This window comes from Pseudarthrobacter sp. RHLT3-21, from assembly GCF_059383495.1.
The window spans coordinates 38418-63474 of record NZ_JBWZCI010000002.1 but is presented as its reverse complement, the minus strand read 5'-3'; the positions used below and the strand labels follow the sequence as shown (position 1 = coordinate 63474).

The 25057-nt window shown below is 66.7% G+C and carries 23 protein-coding genes; 15 read left to right on the top strand and 8 right to left on the bottom strand.

Annotated features, from left to right (window positions below; translation table 11 throughout):
- The first annotated feature begins 12 nt into the window (after positions 1–12).
- Both hrpB and AC50YA_RS02990 read left to right on the top strand, forming a co-directional pair.
- Positions 13–2778, top strand: a complete 2766-nt coding sequence (gene hrpB / locus AC50YA_RS02995) for an ATP-dependent helicase HrpB (protein ID WP_494980890.1) — start codon at positions 13–15, stop codon at positions 2776–2778.
- Between the two features lie 170 nt (positions 2779–2948).
- Complete coding sequence (locus AC50YA_RS02990; RefSeq protein WP_494980889.1) at positions 2949–3101, top strand: hypothetical protein; 153 nt, start codon at positions 2949–2951, stop codon at positions 3099–3101.
- A gap of 46 nt (positions 3102–3147) precedes the next feature.
- On the opposite strand, the gene AC50YA_RS02985 is transcribed toward AC50YA_RS02990, so the two are convergent.
- Positions 3148–3825 (bottom strand): alpha/beta hydrolase family protein, encoded by a 678-nt coding sequence (locus AC50YA_RS02985; RefSeq protein ID WP_494980888.1) that lies wholly within the window; start codon positions 3823–3825, stop codon positions 3148–3150.
- A 79-nt stretch (positions 3826–3904) separates the two neighbouring features.
- Between AC50YA_RS02985 and ligD the strand changes: the two genes are divergently transcribed.
- On the top strand, positions 3905–4927 hold the full coding sequence (ligD, locus tag AC50YA_RS02980; protein WP_494980887.1) for a non-homologous end-joining DNA ligase: 1023 nt from the start codon (positions 3905–3907) through the stop codon (positions 4925–4927).
- Between the two features lie 16 nt (positions 4928–4943).
- Here the strand turns inward: ligD and AC50YA_RS02975 are convergent, their stop codons facing one another.
- Entirely contained in the window at positions 4944–5564 is a 621-nt protein-coding gene (locus tag AC50YA_RS02975; RefSeq protein ID WP_494980886.1) for an L-threonylcarbamoyladenylate synthase, read from the bottom strand.
- Between the two features lie 141 nt (positions 5565–5705).
- Between AC50YA_RS02975 and AC50YA_RS02970 the strand changes: the two genes are divergently transcribed.
- A complete protein-coding gene (locus AC50YA_RS02970) occupies positions 5706–6461 on the top strand; it encodes a ZIP family metal transporter (protein ID WP_494980885.1) in 756 nt (251 codons plus the stop codon).
- 20 nt (positions 6462–6481) lie between these two features.
- On the opposite strand, the gene AC50YA_RS02965 is transcribed toward AC50YA_RS02970, so the two are convergent.
- Entirely contained in the window at positions 6482–8455 is a 1974-nt protein-coding gene (locus AC50YA_RS02965; protein ID WP_494980884.1) for an APC family permease, read from the bottom strand.
- A 178-nt stretch (positions 8456–8633) separates the two neighbouring features.
- On the opposite strand from AC50YA_RS02965, the gene AC50YA_RS02960 reads away from it, so the two are divergent.
- The 3 genes from AC50YA_RS02960 (at position 8634) to AC50YA_RS02950 (ending at position 11851) form a co-directional block, all read left to right on the top strand.
- Positions 8634–10592: a DUF4118 domain-containing protein gene (locus tag AC50YA_RS02960; protein ID WP_494980883.1), complete on the top strand. Its 1959-nt coding sequence runs from the start codon at positions 8634–8636 to the stop codon at positions 10590–10592.
- A complete protein-coding gene (locus tag AC50YA_RS02955; protein WP_494980882.1) occupies positions 10589–11308 on the top strand; it encodes a response regulator in 720 nt (239 codons plus the stop codon). Before AC50YA_RS02960 ends, AC50YA_RS02955 begins: the two co-directional genes overlap by 4 nt.
- A 111-nt stretch (positions 11309–11419) precedes the next feature.
- Complete coding sequence (locus AC50YA_RS02950; protein WP_160670710.1) at positions 11420–11851, top strand: VOC family protein; 432 nt, start codon at positions 11420–11422, stop codon at positions 11849–11851.
- Positions 11852–11960: 109 nt separating this feature from the next.
- Here the strand turns inward: AC50YA_RS02950 and AC50YA_RS02945 are convergent, their stop codons facing one another.
- The 4 genes from AC50YA_RS02945 to AC50YA_RS02930 form a co-directional block, all read right to left on the bottom strand.
- Positions 11961–12713 carry a maleylpyruvate isomerase family mycothiol-dependent enzyme gene (locus AC50YA_RS02945; protein ID WP_494980881.1) on the bottom strand — a complete coding sequence of 251 codons (753 nt, stop codon included), beginning with the start codon at positions 12711–12713 and terminating at the stop codon, positions 11961–11963.
- Positions 12713–13549, bottom strand: coding sequence for a fumarylacetoacetate hydrolase family protein (locus AC50YA_RS02940; RefSeq protein WP_494980880.1), 837 nt, complete (start codon positions 13547–13549; stop codon positions 12713–12715). The genes AC50YA_RS02945 and AC50YA_RS02940 overlap by 1 nt, the downstream gene beginning before the upstream one ends.
- Complete coding sequence (locus AC50YA_RS02935; RefSeq protein WP_494980879.1) at positions 13546–14685, bottom strand: cupin domain-containing protein; 1140 nt, start codon at positions 14683–14685, stop codon at positions 13546–13548. The genes AC50YA_RS02940 and AC50YA_RS02935 overlap by 4 nt, the downstream gene beginning before the upstream one ends.
- Positions 14686–14804: 119 nt before the next feature.
- Positions 14805–15602 (bottom strand): IclR family transcriptional regulator, encoded by a 798-nt coding sequence (locus AC50YA_RS02930; protein ID WP_494980878.1) that lies wholly within the window; start codon positions 15600–15602, stop codon positions 14805–14807.
- 48 nt (positions 15603–15650) lie between these two features.
- On the opposite strand from AC50YA_RS02930, the gene AC50YA_RS02925 reads away from it, so the two are divergent.
- The 6 genes from AC50YA_RS02925 to AC50YA_RS02900 all read left to right on the top strand — a co-directional run bounded on the left by AC50YA_RS02925 (position 15651) and on the right by AC50YA_RS02900 (position 21007).
- On the top strand, positions 15651–16949 hold the full coding sequence (locus tag AC50YA_RS02925; RefSeq protein WP_494980877.1) for an MFS transporter: 1299 nt from the start codon (positions 15651–15653) through the stop codon (positions 16947–16949).
- The gene (locus AC50YA_RS02920) at positions 16942–18192 is read left to right on the top strand and encodes an FAD-dependent oxidoreductase (RefSeq protein ID WP_494980876.1); all 1251 of its coding nucleotides are present in this window, start codon (positions 16942–16944) and stop codon (positions 18190–18192) included. Before AC50YA_RS02925 ends, AC50YA_RS02920 begins: the two co-directional genes overlap by 8 nt.
- Before the next feature lie 104 nt (positions 18193–18296).
- Positions 18297–18821, top strand: coding sequence for an HAD domain-containing protein (locus tag AC50YA_RS02915; RefSeq protein ID WP_494980875.1), 525 nt, complete (start codon positions 18297–18299; stop codon positions 18819–18821).
- 153 nt (positions 18822–18974) lie between these two features.
- Positions 18975–20192: an inorganic phosphate transporter gene (locus AC50YA_RS02910; protein ID WP_494980874.1), complete on the top strand. Its 1218-nt coding sequence runs from the start codon at positions 18975–18977 to the stop codon at positions 20190–20192.
- The gene (locus AC50YA_RS02905; protein ID WP_494980873.1) at positions 20189–20410 is read left to right on the top strand and encodes a hypothetical protein; all 222 of its coding nucleotides are present in this window, start codon (positions 20189–20191) and stop codon (positions 20408–20410) included. The genes AC50YA_RS02910 and AC50YA_RS02905 overlap by 4 nt, the downstream gene beginning before the upstream one ends.
- 39 nt (positions 20411–20449) lie before the next feature.
- On the top strand, positions 20450–21007 hold the full coding sequence (locus tag AC50YA_RS02900; protein ID WP_494980872.1) for a dihydrofolate reductase family protein: 558 nt from the start codon (positions 20450–20452) through the stop codon (positions 21005–21007).
- Positions 21008–21029: 22 nt separating this feature from the next.
- Here AC50YA_RS02900 and AC50YA_RS02895 read toward each other — a convergent pair whose 3' ends face one another.
- Positions 21030–21503 (bottom strand): hotdog fold thioesterase, encoded by a 474-nt coding sequence (locus AC50YA_RS02895; protein ID WP_494980871.1) that lies wholly within the window; start codon positions 21501–21503, stop codon positions 21030–21032.
- A 193-nt stretch (positions 21504–21696) separates the two neighbouring features.
- Between AC50YA_RS02895 and polA the strand changes: the two genes are divergently transcribed.
- Both polA and AC50YA_RS02885 read left to right on the top strand, forming a co-directional pair.
- Complete coding sequence (gene polA / locus AC50YA_RS02890; protein ID WP_494981087.1) at positions 21697–24339, top strand: DNA polymerase I; 2643 nt, start codon at positions 21697–21699, stop codon at positions 24337–24339.
- 131 nt (positions 24340–24470) lie between these two features.
- Positions 24471–24986: a GyrI-like domain-containing protein gene (locus tag AC50YA_RS02885; RefSeq protein ID WP_494980870.1), complete on the top strand. Its 516-nt coding sequence runs from the start codon at positions 24471–24473 to the stop codon at positions 24984–24986.
- The last annotated feature ends 71 nt before the right edge of the window (positions 24987–25057 follow it).

The following is a 25057-nucleotide window of genomic DNA, read 5'->3' as shown; positions in this document are numbered from 1 at the left end:
GACAATGGACGGGTGACATCGCGAACCAACTCCGCCGCCGCCCGTCCTGGCACCTCTGCCGCCGGCACCTTTGATCTGGCGGCCATCGGCATCGGTCTGGCCTTTGCTGAATCACTCGGGGAGTTGTCCTCCGTGCTGCGCGCCGGCGGTGCGGCGGGTACGGCTGTGGTGCAGGCGCCGCCCGGCACCGGCAAAACAACGCTTGTCCCGCCGCTGCTCGCGAACCTGACGGGACACACCAAGGCGCCGCGGCGCGTGGTGGTCACCCAGCCCCGGCGGGTGGCCGCCCGCGCAGCCGCCCGCCGGTTGGCCGCACTGGACGGCAGCCGGATCGGAGACCGCGTGGGGTACACCGTCCGCGGTGAACGTCAGGCCGGGCCCGCCACCCTGGTGGAGTTTGTCACGCCGGGGATCCTGCTGCGGCGCCTGCTCGACCATCCCGGCCTGGAGAGCATCGGCGCCGTCATCCTGGACGAGGTCCACGAACGCGGCCTCGAAACCGACCTGCTGCTGGGCATGCTCACCGAAGTGCGCCAGCTGCGCGGCGACCTCACCCTGGTGGCCATGTCCGCCACGCTGGATGCGCCCCGCTTCGCCACCCTGATCGGGGGCGCGGCCGCGAATTCAGAGACCGCGGACGACGACGGCGGGCCGGCTCCCGTCGTCGACTGCCCCTCAGCCCTTTATCCCCTGGCGGTGGAGTGGGTGCCCGCCGCTTTGCCGCGGATGGACGACCGTGGGGTGACACACGGATTCCTGGACCACGTGGCAGATACTGCCGCGCAGGCCCACACCGCCGCGGTGGCGCAGGACGCCGGCACCGATGCGCTGGTCTTTGTCCCGGGAGCCTGGGAAGTCTCCTATGTGGCGGCCCGGCTCCGCGGCCGGGCGGCGCCAGGGACCGACGTGCTGGAACTCCACGGCCAGGTCAGCCCAGCCGAGCAGGACCAGGCCGTCTCCGGGCGCCGGCCGGGCGGCCCTGCACGGATCATCGTGTCCACGGACCTGGCCGAATCTTCCCTGACCGTCCCCGGTGTGCGTCTGGTCATCGACTCCGGGCTGACCCGCGAACCCCGCCGCGATGCCAGCCGCGGCATGTCCGGACTGGTAACTGTTTCCTGCTCCCGGGCCTCAGCGGAGCAGCGCGCCGGCCGGGCCGCGCGGCAGGGTCCGGGCCGGGTGGTGCGCTGCTACGACCAGAGGACCTATGGTGCCGCGCCGGCGCATGTGACGCCGGAGATCGCGGTCGCGGACCTGACCGGTGCTGCGCTGGTCCTGGCCTGCTGGGGATCACCGGGCGGCGCCGGGCTGGCTCTTCCGGATGCACCTCCCGCGGCAGCCATGGGCGAAGCTATTGAAGTCCTGCGCGAACTCGGAGCCGTGGCCCGCGACGGGCACGCCACCAAGCTGGGGCGGACACTGGCCAGGGTCCCGTCCGATCCCCGGCTGGCCCGCGCCCTGCTCGACGGCGCAGCGGCCGTAGGTCACCGCGCCGCAGCGGAAGCAGTGGCACTCGTGGCGGGGGACCAGCGGGCCCCGGGAGCTGACCTCACGCGGCTGCTGACCGCACTGCGCACCGGAAAGGACCCCGCCGCCCGGCGCTGGGCGGAGGACGTCCGCCGGCTGGAAACGATCGCGCGAAAGGAAGGCGCCGCCGTCGGCCCGTCCGCCATCGCCTCCCTGGTCAGTACCGCGCCGGTGACTGCAGCGGAGGCGGTGGGCGTCGTCGTAGCCCTGGCATTCCCGGACCGCGTGGCCCGGCGCGTCCCGGGCGATGGTCCGGCGCGGTACCTGCTGTCGTCCGGCACTCGCGCAGGGTTACCGGCCGGCAGTCCGCTGACCGGGCAGGAGTGGCTGGCCGTGGCGGAAGTTTCCCGTGCCGCCGGCCGGGACGCCGCCGGTACCGGCGCGGTGATCCGGTCCGCCGCGCCGCTGAGCGCCGATACCGCCGAGGCGGCCGCCGGGCAGCTCCTGACCGACACGGTGGAAGCGCAGTTCAGCCAGGGCCGGGTGAAGGCCAGGCGGGAACGCCGGCTGGGTGCCATTAGCCTGTCCTCCACCCCCGTCCGCCCCTCCGCCGAGGAGGGCCGTGCCGCCGTGGCCCGCGCCCTCGCCAAGGAGGGACTGGCGACCATCGGATGGTCGACGGCGGCTGACACGTTACGCCGCCGCCTCGCCTTGCTGCGCCGCGAACTGGGTGAGCCGTGGCCCGATGTTTCGGAACCGTCCCTGCTGGCGCGGCTGGACTCCTGGCTGGGACCGGAACTCGAGGCGCTGGCCGGCGGCGCCGCCACCAGCAGCATCGACCTCACCGACCCCTTGCGGCGGCTGCTGCCCTGGCCCGAGGCGGTTCGCCTGGCGGAGCTGGCACCGGAGGCGCTGAAAGTGCCGAGCGGATCGATGGTGCGGATCGACTACCCCGACGTTTCGGACAAAGCCTGGTCAGATGGTGCCGGGTCAGGTGGTGCCGTGCCGGACCAGGCAGGAACCGGGCAGGCAGGTGCGGACGACGCCGGCCGGCCGGTTGTTGCGGTCAAGCTCCAGGAGTGCTTTGGCTGGGCTGAGACGCCGCGGCTGGTGGACGGCAGGGTACCGGTGCTCTTCCACCTGCTGTCACCCGCGAGGCGGCCGCTCGCTGTGACGGATGACCTGGCGTCGTTCTGGTCCGGGCCGTACGCGCAGGTGCGGTCCGAGATGCGGGGCCGTTACCCCAGGCATCCCTGGCCGGAGGATCCCTGGACGGCGTTGCCGACTGCGCGGACCAAAGCCCGCATGTAGCGACGGCCCGTCCTGGGGCCTTCTTTCGCCGTGTCCAGTGACTCGTTGGTTGCACAGGTGAGATGTCCGATACGTGGCCGAAACGTTGCGTCGACGCGCTGAAACATGGCGCAGTTAGGCTCGTTCCTACTTGGACACGTGGTCCGGACCACCACACGAAGGACACAATAATGTTGCTTTTGAGTAGCCTGAACCTCCTGTTTGACGCCGGCCGCGGAGAGGGCATCCGCCCGCACAACGGCGGGATCGGGAAGACCGATTTCCCCACCGGACGGCTGACCTCCACCGCCTGGGAAGGCTGGTGGCACGAGGACGCTGCGTAGCCTGACGGACGCCTGGCCTGACGGACGCCTAGTCTGGCCGGACCGGTCAGCCGCGGCTTCGCATGAACTCCGCCACCTTCGGCGCCAACGACGCTCCGATCTCAGCAGCGTCGCGCTTCTTTCCGGCCACGGCAAAGGAGTGGTCACCGCCGTCGATCCACTCCAGCACGGCAGCGGGGCCGATCCGCGACACCACACCCTCCAGCAGATCCGGCGTGGCGAAGGTGTCGCGGGTGCCCTGCAGGAACAGCATGGGCAGCGTGAGCCCGTAGAGGTGCTCGTCGCGGAGTTTTTCCGGTTTGCCGGGCGGGTGCAGGGGATAGCCGAGGTAGACGAGTCCGGCAGTATCCATTCCCTCGGCAACGGCCATGGACGCCATCCGGCCGCCGAACGATTTGCCGGCGGCCCACACGGGTCCGGTATCACCGTGCTCCGCCCCTCGCCGCGTGGCCTCATCCATGGCGGCGCGCCAGGCGGCGATGGCTGCCGGCGGCCGGTCCGGGAATTTCCGGCCGGCCTCGCGGTAGGGGAAGTTGAAGCGCAAGGTGGCGACGCCGTCGTCGTTCAACGCCCGGGTGAACCCGCTCAGGAAGGGGTGCTCCATGCCCGCTCCGGCCCCGTGCGCCACCACCAGCGTCGCGAAGGGGCTGTCCGGGCGGGCGTAAACGCCGGAGACCTCGAGGCCGCCGACGGGGATGGTGACAGGGGATTCAGCTACGGCCATAGGTCCATGATGCCGGATCGCCGGCAGCCAGGCGCACCGGGGTGCTGACGCGGCGGACCGTGCAGGGTAGGTTGTCCCCATGGCGAGCGAACAGACCACACTCACTGTCCCGGGACCGCACGGCGAGCGCGAGATGCGTGTTTCCAGCCCCAGCAGGGTGCTCTGGCCGGAGCTGGGACTGACCAAGCTGGACCTCGCACGCTACATGGTGGATGTGGGGGAAGCGTTCATTGCCGCGAACGGTGACCGGCCGGTGGCGCTGCAGCGGTTCTCGGAAAGCGTCGAGGGGGACCAGTTCTTCTCCAAGAACCCGCCCAAGGGAACCCCGGACTTCATCCGGTCGGTGAAAGTGGTCTTTCCGAGCGCACGCTCGCACCCCATGCTGGTCCTTGACGAACCCGCCGCGGCCGTGTGGGCGGTCCAGATGAATACGGTGGTCTTCCATCCGTGGCCCTCCAATGCGGAAAACACCGATAACCCGGACCAGCTGCGCATCGATCTTGACCCCCAGCCGGGAACAGACTTCGACGACGCCGTCCCGGCTGCCCTGGCGCTGAAGGACGTGCTGGCGGAGGCCGGGCTGGACACGTTCATCAAGACATCGGGGAACCGCGGCCTGCACGTCTATGCGCCCATCGAACCCACCTACGAATTCCTGGACGTCCGCCACGCCGTGATCGCCGCGGCCCGCGAGCTTGAGCGGCGGATGCCGGAGAAGGTGACCACGGCCTGGTGGAAGGAGGAACGGGGCGTGAAGGTGTTCCTGGACTTCAACCAGGCCAACCGGGACCGCACCATCGCCGGCGCGTACAGCCCCCGCGCGCTGGCCCATGCGCCTGTCTCCTGCCCCATCACCTGGGACGAACTGGGCAGCGCGGATCCCAAGAACTTCACCATCCTGACGGTCCCGGAGCGCCTCAGTACCGTGGGCGATCCCTGGGCCGACATGACGGCGCAGCCGGGCACTATCGACGTGCTGTTGGGCTGGTGGGAGCGGGACCTGAAAGCCGGCCTCGGCGAGCTGCCCTTCCCTCCGGACTACCCGAAGATGCCCGGTGAGCCCCCGCGGGTTCAGCCGAGCCGGGCCCGCAAGCCGGACTGAGTCCGTTCGAGCCGGCCTACTCGAACCGGGACGGGTCCCCGGTGCCGCGCCGGACCACCTCGGCCACTCCGCTGGAGTAGTCGATCACCGTGGTGGGCTCTGACCCGCAGTCGCCGGAATCGATGACGGCGTCCACCACGTGGTCGAGGCGTTCCTTGATTTCCCAGCCCTGGGTCAGCGGGTCTTCCTCATCGGGGAGCAGCAAAGTGCTGGAGAGCAGCGGCTCGCCAAGCTCGCCCAGCAGTGCCTGGACCACCCGGTTGTCCGGGATCCGCACGCCCACGGTCTTTTTCTTCGGGTGCAGCAGCCTGCGCGGAACTTCCTTGGTGGCAGGCAGGATAAACGTGTAGCTTCCGGGCGTGACGGCCTTAATGGCGCGGAAGACATCGTTGCCGATGTTCACGAACTGGCCCAGCTGGGCGAAGTCCTTGCACACCAGCGTGAAGTGGTGCTTGTCGTCGAGCTTGCGGATATTCCGGATCCGGTCCAGCGCATCCTTGTTGCCCAGCTGGGCCCCGAGGGCGTAGCAGGAGTCCGTGGGATAGGCGATCAGCCCGCCGTCGAGCACGATCTTCACGGCCTGCGTGATGGCGCGGGGCTGGGGATCCTGGGGGTGAACATCAAAGTATCTGGCCATGCTCCTGAGCCTACGACAATTGCCGTCCCGGAATGTAGACAGGCACGGCGCCGTGCGTACAACGCCGATGGCGTATAGGTTCAGGGCGTAGAGGTTCAGTCAGTCGGGTGAGTCCTGGTCAGGCGAACGAAAGGTGGCAGCATGCCGGTGTGGCTTCAGGCGTTGATGTGGGGAACCGTGGCCGGTGCCGCCCTGGTGCTGGGGGCGGCCGCGTCGTGGAAGTGGGCGATTCCGTCCAAACTTGTCTCCTCGATCATGTCCTTTGGCGCTGGCGTTCTGATTTCGGCCCTGGCGTTCGAGCTCGTCGGTGAGGCTGTCGAGGGAGGGGGCCTGTGGCCCACCGTGACCGGATTCCTGGCCGGCTCCTTGGCCTACGTCGGAGCGAACATGCTCCTGACCCGGGCCGGCGCAAAGCACCGCAAACGCTCCGGCGGCCAGCAGCCGTCGGAGCAGGCCAGCCCCGGCAGCGGCACAGCCATCGCCTTCGGCGCCCTCCTCGACGGGATCCCGGAGTCGATAGTGCTCGGCGTCGGATTCATCACCGCGGGATCGGTCAGTCCGGCCATGCTTGTGGCGGTGTTCATCTCCAACGTGCCCGAGGGGCTTTCCGGAACTGCGGGGATGAAAAAGGCAGGCCGCAGTACCCGCTACATTTTTGGGGTGTGGGGCGGCATTGCCGTGATGTGCGGGCTCGCCTCACTGATCGGGTACGTGGCGCTGGAGGACGCTCCGGGCGCCGTCGTCGCCTTCATTACCGCGATCGCGGCGGGCGGGATCCTGGCGATGCTCTCTGACACCATGATTCCCGAGGCGTTCGAGGAGCATCATAACCTCACGGGACTGACCGCCTCCCTCGGTTTCCTGACGGCGTTTACGGTCCACCAGCTTGGCGGTTGATCTCCTTCGGCGGTCAACGGTCAGCCCACGTGCACCCACGGCCGCTTCGTGACATCCGGTTCGGCTTCGCGTAGGATCTCGCGCGTCACGGGAGCGATCTCGCCTTCGCCCAGCACCAGGAACTTCAGGAGGTTCACGGCAGGATTTCCCTCGGTCCAGCGGAAGTAGACGTGCGGCATCAGCCCGGTGACATCACGGATGTGCAGGAGCACCGAGGCGATGGTGTTGGGGACGCCCGGTCCGTGTACTTCCAGGACAGCAAAGCCGTGCCGCATCACGCCCCGGACTTCCAGGGCCGTCTCGAAGTCGGAGGAATCGTCCACAATGACTTCCAGGAACAGTGTCTGGTAGTCGGCGGGGAAGTGGCTTGCTTCGGTGGCGGAGGCCAGCTTCTGCCGGTAGGCGTCCGCAGACTGGCGAAGCGGTTCATGGGCGATGATCCCGATGGGGCCGGCCAGATTTTCCGCCATAAACTCCAGGGCCTGGGTGTCCAGCCGGACGTGCGTGGCGTGCAGTTCGAACGATCGAAGCACCCTCGAGAGCAGCGAGATGCTGATGATCCCCAGGATGAAGAAGCCGGCAATCCGGATCCCTTCGGGACGTTCAAAGATATTGGTGACGGTCGTGTAGACAAAGAGCACGGTGATAACACCGAAGCCGACGGTCCGCTTACGCTGCTGAAGCCTGCGGGCCGAGAGCGTCACAGCCACGGCCGCCGAGGTCATCAGCACCAGGACGCCGGTGGCGTACGCACCGCCCTGCGCGTCGACGTCGGCCTCAAACAGCCAGGTGATCAGGAACCCGATCAGCGTGAAGACGAGCACGAGCGGCCGGACTGCCTTCGCCCATGCAGGGGCCATGCCGTACCGCGGCAGGTACCGGGGGACAAGGTTCAGCAGGCCGGCCATCGCGGACGCACCGGCGAACCACAGGATGGCGATGGTGCTCAGGTCGTACACCGTTCCGAAGCCTGCCCCGAGGTATTCGTGCGCCAGGAACGCCAGCGCCCGCCCGTTCGCTTGCCCGCCCGGCAGGAATTCGTCCGCGGGGATCAGGACCACGGTGGTGAAGCTGCTGGTGACCAGGAAGGAACTCATGATCACGGCTGCGGTGGTCAGCATCCGCCGGGTCCCCTGGATCCGCCCAGCCGGGTTCTCCTCGGTATCGCCCGTGCCGCCGCGGATCTGCGGCATCACCGCGACTCCGGTTTCAAAGCCGGACAGTCCCAGCGCCAGCTTGGGGAAGACCAGCAGGGCGATGGCAACCGCCATCAGCGGGTTCCCGTGCGAGGTGTTCAGGGTCTGCCACCAGTCACCGACGGCGACCGGATGGGCGGCTGCCTCCACGAGCGACCTGGCGATGACCCCCACATTGAGCCCCAGGTACAGGACCACCAGCACAACGGCGACGCCGATCGCCTCCTTGAACCCGCGCAGGAAGACCGCAGCGAGCAAAGCAAGCAGCACCAGGGTCACGGCCACCTCCTGGCCATGCAGGATGTCCGGGGCAAACGGATTCTCGACCAGGTGTGCCGTGGCATCGGCGGCGGACAGTGTCATGGTGATCATGAAGTCCGTCGCCGCAAACCCCAGAAGCACCAGCACCAGGAGTTTGCCCCGCCACTTGGGGAGCAGCCGCTCCAGCATGGCAATGGAACCCTCGCCGCGGTGGCTCTCGCCGGCAACCCGGCGGTAGACCGGCAGAGCGCCGAACAGTGTCACGGCCACCAGGACAAGCGTGGCCAGGGGAGAGATGGCCCCGGCCGCGAGGGCCGCGATGGCCGGCTGGTAGCCGAGGGTGGAGAAGTAGTCCACGCCGGTCAGGCACATCACCTGCCACCAGTGGTGCTTCCTCTCCTGCTCTACCAGACCGCCCGGCCCCTGATGGGAGCCCTTCGCGTCCTCCAAGCCGAACATCAGCCAAGTGCCGAGGGCAGCCTTCCGCGTCGGACGGAGCGCCGAGGGGTCGGCAGGGGGTCTGCTCATGGTGGTCATGCAAGCCTTTCAGTCCGAGGCACAGCACCGCGGGCACAGCCGAATCTAGTCCTGGCCGGGCGCTGTTGAGCTGTATTGCGGCGGATCTTGACGCATCCTTAACGCCCGTATGACCAACGCCACAACCCGCAGGGAAGGGACGCGCGGGGCGGCGGGATCCGGGTGGGAGAATGGCGGCATGGCACGGGAACGGATAGTCGTTGGCCTCGACGGCAGCGACGACGCAGAACTGCTCATCCGCCGCGCAGCCAGGATTCTCGAAAGGTCCGACGGCGGCGAGCTGGTGGCCGTCCACGTCCGCACCGCAGGGGGTGCCGCGGGCGAGTCTCCACAAGTTTTGGAGGCGCAGCGACGGCTGGTCAATGACCTGGGCGGGACCTACCACACCGTCTCCGCGTCGGATCCGGCCCGGGCCCTTTTGGATTACGCCCGCAAGGCAGGTGCCACCCATATTGTTGTGGGGCAGTCCCGCCGCGGGCCGTTTGCCGGTGTGCTGGCAGGGTTGCTCGCCGGCGGCACCGTGGAGGCCCGGGTGGTCCGCGGTGCGGGGGACGTTGACGTCCGGGTAGTTCCCCGCGTCCCGCCCTGGCGGAATGCACCGCGCAGGCGGCCTGACCTGGGCCGGACCAGGGTTGGTGTTGGCTTTGCGCTCGCAGCAGCCCTCCCGGTCCTGCTGCAACTGCTGCTTGCAGCCTTTGACCACAGCGTTGCCACCGCCGTCCTGGTCCAGCTTGCCGGGGCCGTTGCGGTGTCGCTGGTGGGCGGGCTGTGGCCTGCCGTCGTCGGCGCGCTGTGGAGCAGCGTGCTGGTGAACTACTTTTCCACACCGCCGCTGGGGGACCTGGCCATCAGCGATCCGCAGGACCTCCTGTCCCTGGCCGTTTTTGCGGGCGTCTCCGTGGCCGTCGCCGGCGTGGTGGACAGGTCTGCCCGCCGGTCCAAGGAAGCCGCCCGCGCCCAGGCGGAGGCGGCGACGCTGGGTGACCTCGCGCTGGGCGCCTCCCGTTCGGAGGACACCCTTGACGGGATCCTGGCAGAGGCCCTGGACGTTTTTGGTGCCACCAGTGCCGGGGTGTTCAGCAGCCGGGAGGGCAAGGCAGAAGGTTCCGGCCCGACGTCGGGACCCTCCGGAGTCCGCGGCGTGGACGCTGACGGCCGCGTCTGGTGGCTGGTGGCCGGGGCGGGGGATGCCACCGGGTGGGAGCCTGGCGTCACGGGCCTGCCGGGCAGCACTGCAGAACCGGTCGACGACGACACCCGGCTGGTGCTGTTCGGCCGGGAGGTGCCTGCAGCGGAAAGCCGGCTGCTGGGCGCGTTTGCGGTCCACGTGAAAGCCCAGCTGGAACGCCGCCAGCTGGCGGTCAGCCGGCGCGAGGTGCTGCGGCTGGCCGAAGGGAACACCATGCGCACGGCCATCCTGCGGGCTGTGTCCCATGACCTGCGGACCCCCCTTGCCGGGATCAAGCTCGCCGCCGGTGGCCTGCTGCAGCGGACGGTCACCTATACGCCTGCGGAGGAAAGAGAGCTGCTGGAAACCATTGACGAGTGCACGGACCGGCTGGACCAGCTGGTGGGCAACCTCCTGGACATGTCAAGGATCACCGCCGATTCCGTTCGGCCGCTGCTTGGACCTGTGCGGTGGAGCGAGGTTGTTACCCCGGCCCTGCGTGGGCTCCCGGACGGTACGGTCCGGGTGGAGCTGCCCGCCAACATGCCCACCGTCGAAGCCGATCCGGTCCTGCTGGAACGCGTCATTGCCAACATTGTGGAAAACGCCATCAAGTACGCGCCGGGCTCCCGGATCACCATCACCGGCGCTTCCGACGGCATGGGCGCAGCCACTCTGGATGGCTATCCGTCCGGCGAACTGCGGATCATCGATCACGGGACCGGCGTACCCGCCGGTAAGGTGCTCGAAATGTTCCAGCCGTTCCAGCGGCTCCACGACCGGCCCCAGGCCACCGGCGTGGGACTGGGCCTGGCCGTCGCTGACGGGTTCGTCAAGGCCATGGGCGGCACGCTGACTCCACAGGAAACTCCCGGCGGCGGACTCACCATGGTGATCAGGCTGGCCCTTTCCACGGGCTCGCCGGGCGCGCGCCACGCGGCCGGCCAGCCGCGGCAGGAGGCCACATGAACACGGACCAGTCGGCTTCTTCCGTCATGCAGGGCGGCCAACGCACCAGTGTCCTGGTTGTCGACGATGACCCCCACCTGCTGAAGGCACTCCGGATCACCCTCCAGGCCCACGGCTACGCCGTGGACACAGCGGCCGACGGCGGCACGGCCCTGCGTGCCGCGTCCCACCGGCCGCCGGACGTGATAATCCTGGACCTCGGACTGCCGGACCTCGATGGAGCGGACGTCCTGCGGGAACTCCGTCGGTGGAGCAGCCTGCCGGTGCTGGTGCTGTCCGCGCGCCACGGCTCATCGGACAAAGTCGACGCCCTGGACGCGGGTGCGGACGATTACATCACCAAGCCGTTCGGGCTGGACGAGCTCCTGGCCCGCCTGCGTGCGCTCCTCCGCCGTGTTCCCGAACCCGCATCCGTACCCACTGTGGCCGCATCTTCCTTCACTGTGGACTTGGCCCAACGGCAGGTCACCAGGGACGGGGACGTTGTCCGGCTGACGCCGACCGAATGGAACATCCTGGAACTGCTGGTCCGGAACCCTGCCCGTTTGGTGACCCAGCAGCAGCTGCTGCTGGACGTCTGGGGACCCGCTTACCAGACGGAAGCCAACTACCTGCGTGTGTACATGGCCCAGTTGCGGCGGAAGCTTGAGGCCGATCCCGGGAAGCCCCGCCACCTGCTCACCGAACCTGGTGTGGGGTACCGTTTTATGCCCTGAATCTTGCAGGGAAATCCAGCTGCCGTGAACCCTATGAACACCGCTTGAAGTGGGGCAGGATGTTGACTGTTCCGAATACGTTTCAGTTCCGTACCGCAAGGAGAACCGGCCATGCCAACGACGCTCAACCCCTACCTAGGCTTCCGCGACAATGCCAGGGAGGCGATGACCTTCTATCAGTCCGTGTTCGGCGGCGACCTGGCCCTCAGCTCCTTCGGGGAGTTCCACGCCAGCGAGGATCCGGCGGAAGCCGACAAGATCATGCACGGCATGCTGACCGCCAGCAACGGACTGGTCCTGATGGGGGCGGACACGCCGAACGGTATGGACCTCGCCGCCGGCAGTTCAATCTCGGTTTCGCTCAGCGGCGACGACGAAGCTGAACTGCGCGGCTATTGGGACAAGCTGTCCGCCGACGGCGGCACTGTCACCGTTCCGCTTGAACCGGCGCCCTGGGGCGACATCTTCGGCATGTGCACGGACCGGTTCGGGACGGCCTGGCTGGTCAACGTCAACAACCCCCAGGCGGCTCCCGCGTCATAGCCGCCACTTCTCAGCCAAGGCACAGAACGACGGAACAGCGGCGGGATATCCCGCCGCTGTTCCGTTTGCGTGATTATTCGTGCTCTTCGGCTACACGAAGGTCACAGCCTCAGATCCATTTGGGGGCTGCGGGCGTTTCGTTCAGGGCTTTTCCGTTGTATGTTGCGGTGACGGCGTGGGTGCCGCGTCCGGTGGCCCATTGGGTGATGCCGGGCAGGGTCCCGGTGATGACGGTCGGGTTCCGGGCGGTGGTGTCGCCGTAGGTGAGGTCAGTGCAAGTGACATTGATGAGCAGGCCGGAGTATGTGCCGCGGGCTTTCCAGGCTCCGGTGATGTCGGCCAGGAGCCGTTCGAGGACGGACACCGGGATGTCGGTGAAGCTGGCCCCGTTGTCGAGGTCCACGGAGTGGGTCCAGACTTCGCGGGTGCGCATCCACACGGTTTCGGAGGCCGGGACGATCCGGCCCTGGGCAGTTTTGACCTGGTGGTGCCAGGCCTGTTCGGGGAGGTCGCGCCATTCGACGTTCAGGTGCACGGCGGAGTGGTCAAAGAGGTTCCGCAGTGCGATCGGGGACAGGGTCGCCCCGAAGCTGATTTCGTGGTCCCGGGCCTCGGTGGACCCATACATCGGTGTTTCGATGCCGGTTGCGGCCCATTCAATGAGCCGGGCGATGGCGCGGGCGTTGTAGCCGATGTGGGCAGTGACGTGCCGGCGGGTCCAGCCCGGCAGCAGCGAATCCCCGTCAAGCTCCGCGTCGGTGAGCTCGTTGAGTTTCCGGGCGAAGAACGCGGTCCCGCGCCGGGCCTGGAGCAGGCCGTCGAGCAGCTCCGGGTCCGTCGTCTGGTCTTCGCGGGCGACCATCAGGCTTCCTTGACCACGCGGTTGTTCAGCTGGCCCAGGCCCTCGATGGTGGTGACCAGGAGCTGGCCTTCCTGCAGGTACCGCTTGGGGTCCTGGGCGTGGCCCACCCCGCCCGGGGTGCCGGTCGCGATCACATCGCCCGGGTTCAGGGTGATGATGGTGGAGATGTAGGAGACCAGGTATTCGGGGGTGAACACCACGTCGCCGGTGGGGGTCTGCTGCTGGATTTCCCCGTCGACGGCGGTGGTCATCAGCGGGCCGGCGCTGAATTCGTCCTGCGTGACCAAGGCCGGGCCGAACGGGGTGGACTTCTCCCAGGTTTTGCCCTGGAGCCACTGGAAGGTGCGGAACTGGTAGTCGCGCATGGACACGTCGTTGAGCACGGCGTAGCCGGCGATGTGGTCCTTGGCGTCGGCCTCAGCGATGCGGCGGCCGGTTTTGCCGATAACGACGGCGAGTTCGGCTTCCCAGTCCACGGTGTCGGATTCCTGCGGGAGGGCCAGGTCATCGTTGGGGCCGATAAGGGATTCGGCGTATTTGGCGAACAGCGTGGGGTACTCGGGGACTTCCCGGCCCATTTCCTTGATGTGGTTGCGGTAGTTGTGGCCCACGCAGATGATCTTGCCCGGGGCGGGAACCACGGCGTCGAGGTCGGCGCCCTCGGCCGGGTGGGTGGCGCCGGTGGCCGCCTTGGCGATGGTTTCCCAGGAGGGGTCCTTCAGGAGGGCCCCGACGTCGGTGAACCCATCGATCTCGGTGAGGGTATCGCCGTCCTGGCGGACAGCCACAGTGCCTTTGCCATTGCCGGTCTGGGTGCGGAGGGTGAGGAGTCTCATGCGTTCTTGCGTCCTTCGGTGTAGGTGCGGTTAAAGTTCAGGCGTTCAAAAATGGGGGCGTCGCTGAAACGGAACAGATCAAACTCGGACGCCGTGTCGGCCTGGAGGGACCATTCGGTCCAGGACGGGACCACAAACAGGTCGCCCTTGGCCAGGGTCTTGGTGTCGCCGTTCAGCGTCGCGGTCCCGGAGCCTTCGAAGACCTGCCAGACACTGGAGCCGACTTCACGCAAGGGCTCGGTTGACGCACCGGCGCGGAGGCGGTGGAACTCGGCCCGGATGGTGGGCATGACGTCCCCGCCGGTGGTCGGGTTGGAGTACCGGACGGCGGCGTGGCCCTGGGACACGGTGGCGGGGTGGCCCTCGTCCTCCAGGAGCAGCTGTTCGGCCAGCGCGGCGTCGGTGTGTTCCCAGCGGTATGCGGCGATGGGGGAGTTGACGGTGTCCTGGAGTCCGGAGAGCGGGCGCAGGCCGGGGTGGGCCCAGAGCCGTTCGGACCGGGAGATGTCCGGGGTCGCCTCGTCGGTGACGCGTTCGGTGCCGAACTCGAAGAACCCGGCGTCGGCGTAGTGCACAAACGGGATGTCCAGCCCGTCGATCCAGGCCATCGGGGAGTCGGTGTCGTTGTGGTGGCCGTGGAAGTTCCAGCCCGGCGTGAGCAGGAAATCCCCGCGGCGCATCGCCACCGGATCTCCGTTTACCACTGTCCAGACGCCCTCGCCTTCGACGACGAAGCGGAAGGCGTTCTGGGAGTGGCGGTGTTCGGGGGCGGTCTCGCGGGCACCGAGGTACTGGATCGCGGCCCAGAGCGTCGGGGTCGCGTACGGGGTTCCGGCCAGGCCAGGGTTCGCCAACGCGATCGCGCGGCGTTCCCCGCCGCGGCCCACCGGAACCAGGTCACCGGCGCGGGCGGCCAGCGGGTACAGGTCGTTCCACCGCCACACATGCGGTACAGCTTTCGGAGTGGGGACCATCGGCATCAGGTCCCCGATCTGCGTCCACAACGGAACCAGGTTCTCACTCTCAAAATCCTGATACAGCTTCTCCAGCTGCGCAGCCTCCTCCGGCGTCGGCTCCGGAACAACCTGGCCGGCGGCAACAGAAGCATGCGTAAGATTCTCGGCGCTGACGGACATGGGGGCCTCCTTGTGATGCGATGAGCGTTTGGGCGTACGAACGACTCTAGGCAGCGGAGTATGTGACCTCCAACATATTCTGTCCAGCAGAATTTGAGGGCAGGGCCCGGCTTGTTGGGTCAGTCCCTATTGGCAGGGTTGGCGGCAATGTCGATTTCGAGCTGGCGCCGGGTCTCCAACATGACGCCCACCAGTCCTGCGTCAAAAAGGCTGCGGAACCTTGCAGCCGGCGTGGCTACGCTCAATGCCCCGACGACGTCGCCGGCGCGGTTGTGCAGGGCCAGGCCCAGGGCGCTGATACCCTCCTCGGTACCTTCGAAGTTGGCGGCAAATCCGTTGCTGCGAATGGTTTGAAGTTCCCGCAGGAAGGCCGGGTACTCGGCGTCGGGGATGTTGTCGCCGCCGATCTCGGCATTGCTGCTGCGGAACAGCTGGTTCACCATGGCGGGTTCGAGTTCAGCCAGCATCGCCTTGCCGCCGGAGGCCTTATGGGCGGGCAGGACCGTTCCCTGCCGATCGCCCACGCGCAGGGCACTGGTGCTCTCCACCGTCTCCAGGAACCTGACCTTCGTGCCCACCCGGATCATCAGGTTGACCGTTTCGTTGACCCTCGAACACAACAACTCCATATGGGGCCTGGCCACTTCCCGCAGCAGCCGTGACCAACTCACCCCGGCAGGGCCTGCGCCCATGGCGGGCCCGGGAACATAGCGCCGGGACTCATCCTGGACCGCGAAGCCCCGGTACACCAGCATGGCCAGGAGCCGATGGGCGGTGGAGGGCGCCACGCCCAGCTCGTTGGCTGCGTCCTTGAGCCGCAGGCTGCCCCCGTCCCGCAGTAGCTGCAGTAGCACCAGGGCGTTATCCACTGCCTCGATGGGATAGGTGGGCTTGCGCTGCGCCCTCAAGTTCTGCATGACAGAATTATATAGGTGGGTCGGAGTGACGTGGCCGACAGTGGTGGGATGAATCACACACGTATTACATTGGTGACTGGCGCTGCCGGCAGTCCGCCGCAGGCCGCATCGCGGTTTTCGAGGCAGTCGGCCATGGCGGTCCTGGTCTGCTGGCTCTTGGTGGTCTTTGATGGCTACGACCTCATTGTCTACGGCACGGTCCAGGCTTCGCTTATCAACGACACCGGCTGGGGGCTGACGAAGGCCACAGCCGGAACCGTAGGCTCCATGGCGTTCGTTGGCATGATGATCGGCGCCATCTTCGCCGGCCGGATGTCCGATACCTGGGGGCGGCGCCGGACCATCATCGGCTGCGCCATCGTTTTTTCGATCTTCACCATCCTGTGCGCCTTTTCGCCGAATGCCCTGGTGTTCGGCGCCCTGCGCCTGCTGGCCGGCATCGGCCTCGGCGGCCTGGTTCCCTCAGCCAACGCGCTGGTGGCCGAACTGGTCCCCGGCAAATGGCGTTCCACGGTTGCCACGCTCATGATGTCCGGCGTGCCGATCGGCGGCTCAATTGCTGCCTTGGCCGGCATTCCACTGATTCCTGCCTTCGGCTGGCCGGCCATGTTCCTGGTGGCCGTGCTGGCACTGCTGGTGGTCATTCCCCTGGGGCTGCGCTACCTCCCTGAAACGCTCGCGCCGGTCCGGCAGGAGACCACGGCCAGCAGTGCCGGAACCCGCGAACCCATCGGCTTCAAGTCTTTGCTCAGGGCGCCCTTCCTGGGCATGAGCATGCTCTACGCGCTGGCCACGCTGGTGACCCTGTTCGCGTGGTACGGGTTGGGCACCTGGCTGCCCAACCTCATGCAGCTCGCCGGGTACAACCTCGGCTCGGCCCTGACCTTTGCCCTGGCACTGAACCTGGGTGCCGTTGCAGGCTCGGTCATCACCGCCTGGGCCGGAACCCGGTTCGGCCCGATGCCGACGGCGATCGTTGCCGCCACCGTCGCAGCTGCGGCACTGCTGGTGCTGGTCACCGGGCCGCCAGTCGCCGTCGTCTACCTCATGCTGGTCCTGGCCGGCGTGGGAACCCATGGTACCCAGTGCCTCATCATCGCCGCCGTCGCCAGCCACTACCCGGCGCACCTGCGCGGAACAGCCCTTGGCTGGGCCCTCGGTGTCGGCCGCATAGGGGCAGTCGCGGCACCGCAGGTGGGCGGGCTGCTCCTCGCTGCCGGGCTGGGCGTCAACTCCAACTTCCTGGCGTTCGCCGGCGCGGCGGCCGTAGCGGCCGTCCTGTTGGGCGCCATCGTCATCAAGATCAAATCCACATCCAAAATCTCTGAAGGAGCCAGCAATGTCTGACCTGAAATCGTCCACCGATGTCCTCGTGATTGGCGGCGGAATGGCCGGCCTGGCCGGAGCCCTGGCGCTGCGCGAGAACGGTGCTGACGTGACCCTCGTTGAGCGCGCTCCCGAGTTCGGCGAGGTCGGCGCAGGCCTGCAGATGGCACCCAACGCATCCCGCGTGCTCAAGCGCTGGGGCCTGCTCGAGAAGGCCCTCGAAATCGGTGTCCGCCCCAAGCACCTCGTCTTCCGCGACGCTGTCACCGGCGAGGAACTCACCCGGCAGGCACTCGGCGGCGAATTCGAGGAACGCTATGGCGCACCCTACGTCGTGATCCACCGCAGTGACCTGCACCGTGTCCTGCTGGAAGGCTGTGAAGCGGCAGGCGTCAAGCTCGTCAACGACGTCATGGTGGAGAGTGTGGAAACCGTTAACGGCCGCGGTGTGGCGCACACTGCCGCGGGCGTGGACTATGAGGCTGATGTTGTGATCGGCGCCGACGGACTCAAGTCCACCCTGCGCCCCCTGGTGGCCAACGATGAGCCTGTTTCCTCGGCCTATGTGGCGTACCGCGGCACCGTGCCGATCACCGAAAACACGCCCAAAGCCGACCTTGAGGATGTCATTGTGTTCCTCGGACCGGACTGCCACCTGGTGCAGTATCCGCTGCGCAAGGGTGAGCTGCTGAACACCGTGGCCGTCTTTAAGTCCCCCTCTTTCGAACGGGGCGAGGAGCAGTACGGCGGCGTAGATGAACTCGAAGCCGCTTACCAGGACTGCATTCCGGCAGTGCAGGATGCCCTGAAAAATCTTGGCACCGCCATGCGCTGGCCCATGTATGACCGTGACCCGATCGAAAACTGGGTGGCCGGCCGGATGGTGCTGATGGGTGACGCCGCCCACCCCATGCTCCAGTACCTGGCCCAGGGCGCCTGCCAGGCCCTCGAAGACGCCGCCGTGCTGCAGGACGTCAGCAACGGCACCGTCTTTACCGCGGACGGCGTCAACCCCGCAGCCTGGGATCAGGCCATCAAGGAATTCAACACCATCCGGGCCGGCCGCACGTCCCGCGTCCAGCGGACTGCCCGGGTCTGGGGCGAGTCCTGGCACGTCTCCGGCCTGGCCCGTACGTTGCGAAACCTGCTGTTCAAGAGCCGGACGGATAACAATTTCCAGTACAACGACTGGCTGTACGGCCAGGACCAGCCCGGAAGCCCCGCCCGCCCTGAAGCCGCCCTGGCCAAGACGCTCTCTGTCTAGGGGAGACTCCCTGTCCACGAGTCCTTGAGGAGGGGCTGCACGCAATGCAAGGATTGATGCGTGCAGCCCCTCATACTTTTAAGGACCGGTTCCGGCCTGCCGGCGTGACCGAGAGCGCTATGCGGAACGTCACCCTCTATCTGGACGTCGACGGCGTGGTGTGCCCGTTCGGAGCAACGGGCAAGACGCCGTGGGGTTCCGGCTGGCGCCTCGCGAACGCCGGTGTGCTCGAAGTGGCCTATGCGGGACAGTTGGTTGACGGGCTGAACCAGCTTTCCCGGGTGCCCGGAGTCCGGTTTGTGTGGCTCACCAGCTGGGAGGACATGGCCGCGGAATACTTATGCCCCGCGATCGGTCTGGCCGGCGGCCACTGGCCCTGCCTGAGCGCGGAGGGTTCCGGAACGGGGGAGGCCTGGTGGAAGCTCGCTGCCCTCCAGGTGGACCTGGCGGCCAACCCTCCGGATGGCATCGTCTGGATGGACGATCAGCTCCGGTATGAACAGGAAGCACTGGCCTGGGCCGCATTCCTGGGCCCGCGCATCCTCACAGTGTCGCCCGATCCGCGCCGGGGAATCTCTCCCGCCGAACTGGACGCCGTCAGCGGGTTTGTCACCAACCAGCTGTTTTGACCTGATGCCAGGGGCGCGTACGATCGATAAGGTTTCAACCCGGCTCTGTTAACACCGCAGGTCATTCCACGTGAACTGCAGGTGAATTACGCTGTGCAGGGCAGGTGGGGGTAATGGAAATGCTGAACGTCGTCTCTGCAGATTGGGCAACAGGTGGATATCACCTTTATGGTGGCGCTGGTCATCGGACTGGCACTATTTTTCGACTTCACAAACGGCTTCCACGACACCGCCAATGCGATGGCTACGCCCATCGCCACCGGTGCCATCAAACCGAAAACCGCTGTGACTCTCGCCGCAATCCTGAACCTGGTCGGCGCCTTCCTCTCAACGGAAGTGGCCAAAACAGTCTCCGGCGGCATCATCCGGGAAGGCTCCGACGGTGTCCAGATCACCCCGGACATTATTTTCGCCGGCCTGATGGGCGCCATCCTCTGGAACATGATCACCTGGCTTAAGGGCCTGCCGTCCAGTTCATCCCACGCGCTCTTCGGCGGGCTGATCGGCGCAGCGATAGCCGGCATCGGTTTCAATTCCGTGAACCTGGAAACCCTGCTCCAGAAGGTCATCCTGCCAGCCATCTTCGCCCCGCTCATTGCCGGCCTGGTGGCGTACCTCTGCACCCGGCTCGCGTATGCACTCACATCCCGGCACGATCCTGATACCGGCAGCAAGCTGACGCAGAAGCGCGGCGGGTTCCGCACCGGCCAGATCTTCACATCCAGCCTCGTGGCGCTGGCCCACGGAACCAACGACGCCCAGAAGACCATGGGCATCATCACCCTGGTGCTGATTTCCGCCGGCACCCAGGCCCCGGGCTCGGGCCCGCAGTTCTGGGTCATCACCGCGTGCGCCGTGGCCATCGCCGTCGGCACCTACGCAGGTGGCTGGCGCATCATCCGGACCATGGGCTCCGGGCTCACCGAGGTCAAGCCCGCCCAGGGCTTCGCAGCCGAGACCAGCACCGCCTCAGCCATCCTGGCCTCCTCCCACTTGGGCTTCGCCCTCTCCACCACACAGGTGGCGTCCGGCTCCGTGATTGGCTCCGGTATGGGCCGTAAAGGCACCACAGTGCGCTGGAACATGGTGGGCAAGATCGCCCTCGGCTGGTTGTTCACGCTTCCCGCCGCCGGCATTGTGGGCGCGCTGACCGCGCTGCTCGTGAAGACGGGCGTGGTGGGCGTGGTGATTGCCGCCGTCGCCGGCACCGCCGCGGTGATGTTTATGTTCGTCTACTCCCGCAAGTCGTCGGTGGGCCACCACAATGCCGTGGAAGTCGAAGAAGCGGGCCAGACCGTCCGCTTCGCCAAGAAGAAAGCCCTCGCCCGTGCCCGCGCCAAGGCGGACCAGCAGAAGGATGCTCAGCGATGAAGTGGTTGGAACTCTTGACTGTGGCCGGCACCACCCTGGTGTCCGCGGTAACGGTTGTGGTCCTGTATTCGCTCGGCGTGCGGCTGACGGCCATCGCCGGCGACGCCGAGCAGGCCTCACCCCGCGCCAAACGCTACCTCGCCTACACCTGCTTTGGCCTCTGCGGCATAGCCGTGCTGTTCGGGCTGTACCTGATCATTCCTTACTTCAGCAAGTAGCCCTTCAGCCCGTCAACACCGCAGGGCTACTCTGGTTCCATGTCCAGGATCCAGTATTTTGTCGCGGCCTCCATCGACGGGTTCATTGCCACCACCAAAGATGACCTCGCCTGGCTTCTTGAGTTCGACGGCTTCGAGGGCGGCAAGGAAAGCTACGAAACCTTCATGGCCGGCGTCGGCTGCATTGTTATGGGCGGCGAGACGTACGCCTGGCTGATGGAGCACGAACCCGGCAACTGGCCGTACCCTTCCACACCCTGTTACGTGTTTACCCGGCACGAGCACGTTGCCCCGGCCGGCACGGACATCACGTTCGTCCGCGGTCCCGTCCAGGAGTTCATCAAGGACTTCAAGGACCACGCCGGCGCGATGAACGTCTGGGTGGTGGGTGGCGGCAACCTCGCTGCGCAATTCGCCGACGCCGGGCTACTGGACGAACTCATCCTGTCGGTCATCCCCGTGGTCCTGGGCGAGGGCAAGCGGCTGCTCCCGCTGGAAGGCCCGACGACGCCACTTGACTTGACGGCGTCCCGCACCTTGGGCCGGGGAATCGTGGAGTTGCGCTACACCCTCACATCCCCGGATCCGGCCCGCTAGGGAACCGAACTGCCTGCGGCGTTCAGGCCTCCGCCGGCTCGTTGTCCCGCAGCATGTTGGTGATGCGGGCGGTCGAGAGGCGACGGCCCTTTTCGTCCGTCATCACGATTTCATGCGTTGTCAGGGTCCGGCCCAGATGGATCGCGGTGCAGGTCCCTGTCACGGTGCCCGCGGCGATCGCACGGTGGTGTGTGGCGCTCACTTCGATGCCCAGGGCGTGCCGGCCGGCGCCGGCGTGCATCCCGGCGGCGAAGGATCCCAGTGTTTCGGCCAGCACCACATGGGCGCCGCCGTGCAGGATGCCCGCCACCTGGGTGTTTCCTTCCACCGGCATGGTGGCCACCGTCCGTTCCGGGCTCATCTCCAGGAAGTGGATCCCCATCTTCACTACCAGGGCGCCGATGCCCAGCCGGCCGAGCCAGTCGTGGAGGTGCGCCGGGACGCCTGCTGTGACCAATTCCTCATCGAAGGGCCCGGGCGTGAAATTGTCCATCATGGGAACTAGGCTGGCACCTGTGAGTGAAACTACCAAACCGGCCCCCTTCCCGACCGAAACTACTGCGCTTGACGCTGCTGATGCCTTACAGGACATCAGCGTCCTGCCGGTCGGAGGCCAGGTTTCCGCTACGGAAGCCCCCGTGGTTCCCATCACCGGCCAGCCGCGGCTTCTGGTGCTTGACGGCCACTCGATGGCGTTCCGCGCGTTCTTCGCCCTCCCGGCGGACAAATTCTCCACGGCCAACGGACAGCACACCAACGCCATCCACGGCTTCACCTCCATGCTCATCAACCTGATCAAGGAACAGAAGCCCACCCACATTTGCGTCGCCTTCGACGTCTCGGATGACACCACGCACCGCAAAGCGGAGTACAGCGAGTACAAGGGTGGACGCAACGAAACTCCCCGGGAGATGAGCGGCCAGATCGACCTCATTGACAAGGTCATGGGCGCCTGGGGTATCAAGACCATCAAGCTGCCCGGCTATGAGGCCGATGACATCCTGGCAACCCTCGCCGCCATGGGGGAAAAGGCAGGGTTTGAGGTATTGCTCGTCTCGGGCGACCGTGACGCCTTCCAGCTGATCACGGACAACGTTTTTGTGCTGTACCCCAGGAAGGGCGTCAGTGACATCCCCCGGATGGACGCGGCCGCCATCCAGGAGAAGTATTTTGTTTCGCCCGCCCAGTATTCGGATCTTGCCGCATTGGTGGGGGAGACAGCGGACAACCTCCCGGGCGTTCCGGGCGTCGGCCCAAAGACTGCGGCAAAGTGGATCAACCTTTACGGCGGTCTTGAGGGGGTTCTCGAACACCTTGACGCGATCGGTGGAAAAGTAGGGGAATCCCTGCGCGCCAACGTCGAGGACGTCAAGCGCAACCGACGGCTGAACAGGCTCCATACGGACCTCGAACTCCCGCTCACGCTGGACGATCTCGCCGAACCGCGGCCGGACGAGGCTGCCTTGGAGACGCTGTTCGACGAACTCGAATTCAAGACCATCCGTACCCGGCTTTTTGCCCTGTACGGCAGCGAGGAAGTGGAATCTGCGGAACGCGAAAGCATCGCCACTCCGGACTTCGTGTTTCCCGCCGGGGCAGCCGAACTGGACGCCTTCCTGGCGGCGGCCACTGGCAAGACGTCGGCAGTCGCCGTCGACCTGGTGCCAGGGCGAATTGGCGAAGACGCCGCCGCGCTGGCCATTGTGCGTGACGACGGGGCCGCCTATGTCGACCTCGCCACCCAGGATGCCGCCGCCGAAAACGTCCTCGCGGACTGGCTGCGCGATGAAAACTCCCCGAAGGTCATGCACGGCTACAAGGCTGCGCTGAAGGCCCTGTCGGCCCGTGGCCTGGGCATGGAAGGCGTGGTGGACGACACCTCAATTTCCGGATACCTCATCCAGCCGGACCGCCGCACGTATGAACTCGCGGAGCTGGCCCAGCACCACCTCAACGTCAGCGTCTCATCGGAGACCTCCAAGGCGGGCCAGCTGGAGCTGGCGTTCGACGGCGACGACGCCGCCGCTGCCGGTGCCCTGGTTCATGTGGCGGCTGTGGTCCAGGCCCTGAGCCGGCACTTCGAATCAGAACTCACCGAACGCAAGGCGGGGGACTTGCTGACTACGCTCGAGCTGCCCGTCAGCCGGGTGCTGGCCGATATGGAAACCGCGGGCATCGCCATCGACCTGCCGCGCATGGACGAGCAGCTCGCTGACCTGTCCAAGGTGATCGACAACGCGCAGGAACTGGCCTTCGCCGCGATCGGCCACGAGGTCAATCTCGGATCACCCAAACAGCTGCAGACCGTGCTCTTTGAAGAACTCGAGCTGCCGAAAACGAAGAAGATCAAGTCCGGCTACACCACCGATGCCGCGTCGCTCAAGAACCTGCTGGAGAAGACCGGGCACGAATTCCTGGTCCAGCTGATGGCGCACCGGGAGTCCTCGAAGCTGCGGCAGATGCTGGAGTCGCTCAAGAAGTCCGTGACCGAAGACGGCCGGATCCACACCACCTATGCGCAGAACGTGGCAGCGACGGGCCGGATCTCCTCGAACAACCCCAACCTGCAGAACATCCCCATCCGCAGCGAAGAGGGCCGGCGCGTCCGTGGCATCTTTGTGGTCAGTGACGGCTACGAGTGCCTGCTGTCCGCGGACTACTCGCAGATCGAAATGCGGATCATGGCGCACCTTTCGGGGGACGCAGGCCTGATCCAGGCTTACAAGGACGGCGAAGACCTCCACCGGTTTGTGGGTTCGAACATCTTCCACGTGCCCACCGAAGAAGTCACCAGCGCCATGCGCTCGAAGGTCAAAGCCATGTCCTACGGCCTTGCCTATGGCCTGACTTCGTTCGGCCTGTCAAAGCAGCTGGAAATTTCCGTGGACGAGGCCCGCAACCTGATGAAGGACTACTTCGACCGGTTCGGCGCTGTCCGTGACTACCTGCGCGGCGTGGTGGACCAGGCCCGGGTGGACGGCTACACGGCCACCATCGAGGGCCGTCGCCGCTACCTCCCGGACCTCACCAGCACGGACCGGCAGCTGCGCGAAAACGCGGAGCGCATCGCACTGAACTCACCCATCCAGGGATCGGCCGCGGACATCATCAAACGCGCAATGCTGGGTGTGCATGCTGAACTGGCGGCCCAGGGCCTGAAGTCGCGCATGCTCCTGCAGGTCCACGACGAACTGGTGATTGAAGTCGCCGCCGGCGAGCGGGAAACGGTGGAGAAGCTCGTCACCGAGCAGATGGGCTCTGCCGCGGACCTCAGCGTCCCGCTGGATGTCCAGATCGGCGTGGGCCCCAGCTGGTACGACGCCGGCCACTAGGAACGGGCTGCTGGGACGGACTGCTGGGAACGGACGGGGCGGGGTGGACAAGTACGACGTCAAGAAGCAGTTCAAGGAGCTGCACGCGTCCCGGGCCCGGGATTTTGAGGTGGTCACCGCTGAATTATCTGATGGTGGACGGGCAGGGCAACCCGGGGACGGCCCCCGCCTATGCCGCCGCCCTGGAAGCACTGTTCTCGGTGTCTTACGCCGTTAGGTTTGCCGGCAAGAACGCGGGCCGGGACTACGCCGTTGGACCGCTGGAGGGCCTGTGGACGGCGGACGATCCTGGCGCCTTCACCCGGGGGGAGAAGGACAGCTGGAAATGGACCATGATGATCCCGCAGCCGGGCTGGATCGGTACCGCCGAGGTGCAGGACGGTGTCGCGAAGGCGGCGGCGAAGAACGTTCCGGGGCTGGACCTGCTCCGTCTTGAGACCCTCGACGAAGGCCTCTCGGTGCAGATCCTGCACATCGGCAGCTACGACGACGAGGCTCCGACGCTGCGCCGCCTGCACCATGAATACATGCCGGCCAACGGCTTCGGCTTTGCCGGCCCGCACCACGAGATCTACCTCAGCGACGCCCGCAGGGTGGCACCGGAAAAGCTCAAAACCATCCTCCGCCAACCCGTGCGGCGGCTCTGAGCCAATTCCTGCGGGCGCGCCCGTGTTGCTGCTGGCCAGGCGCCGGATTCATTGGCTAGGCTCGGCGGTGT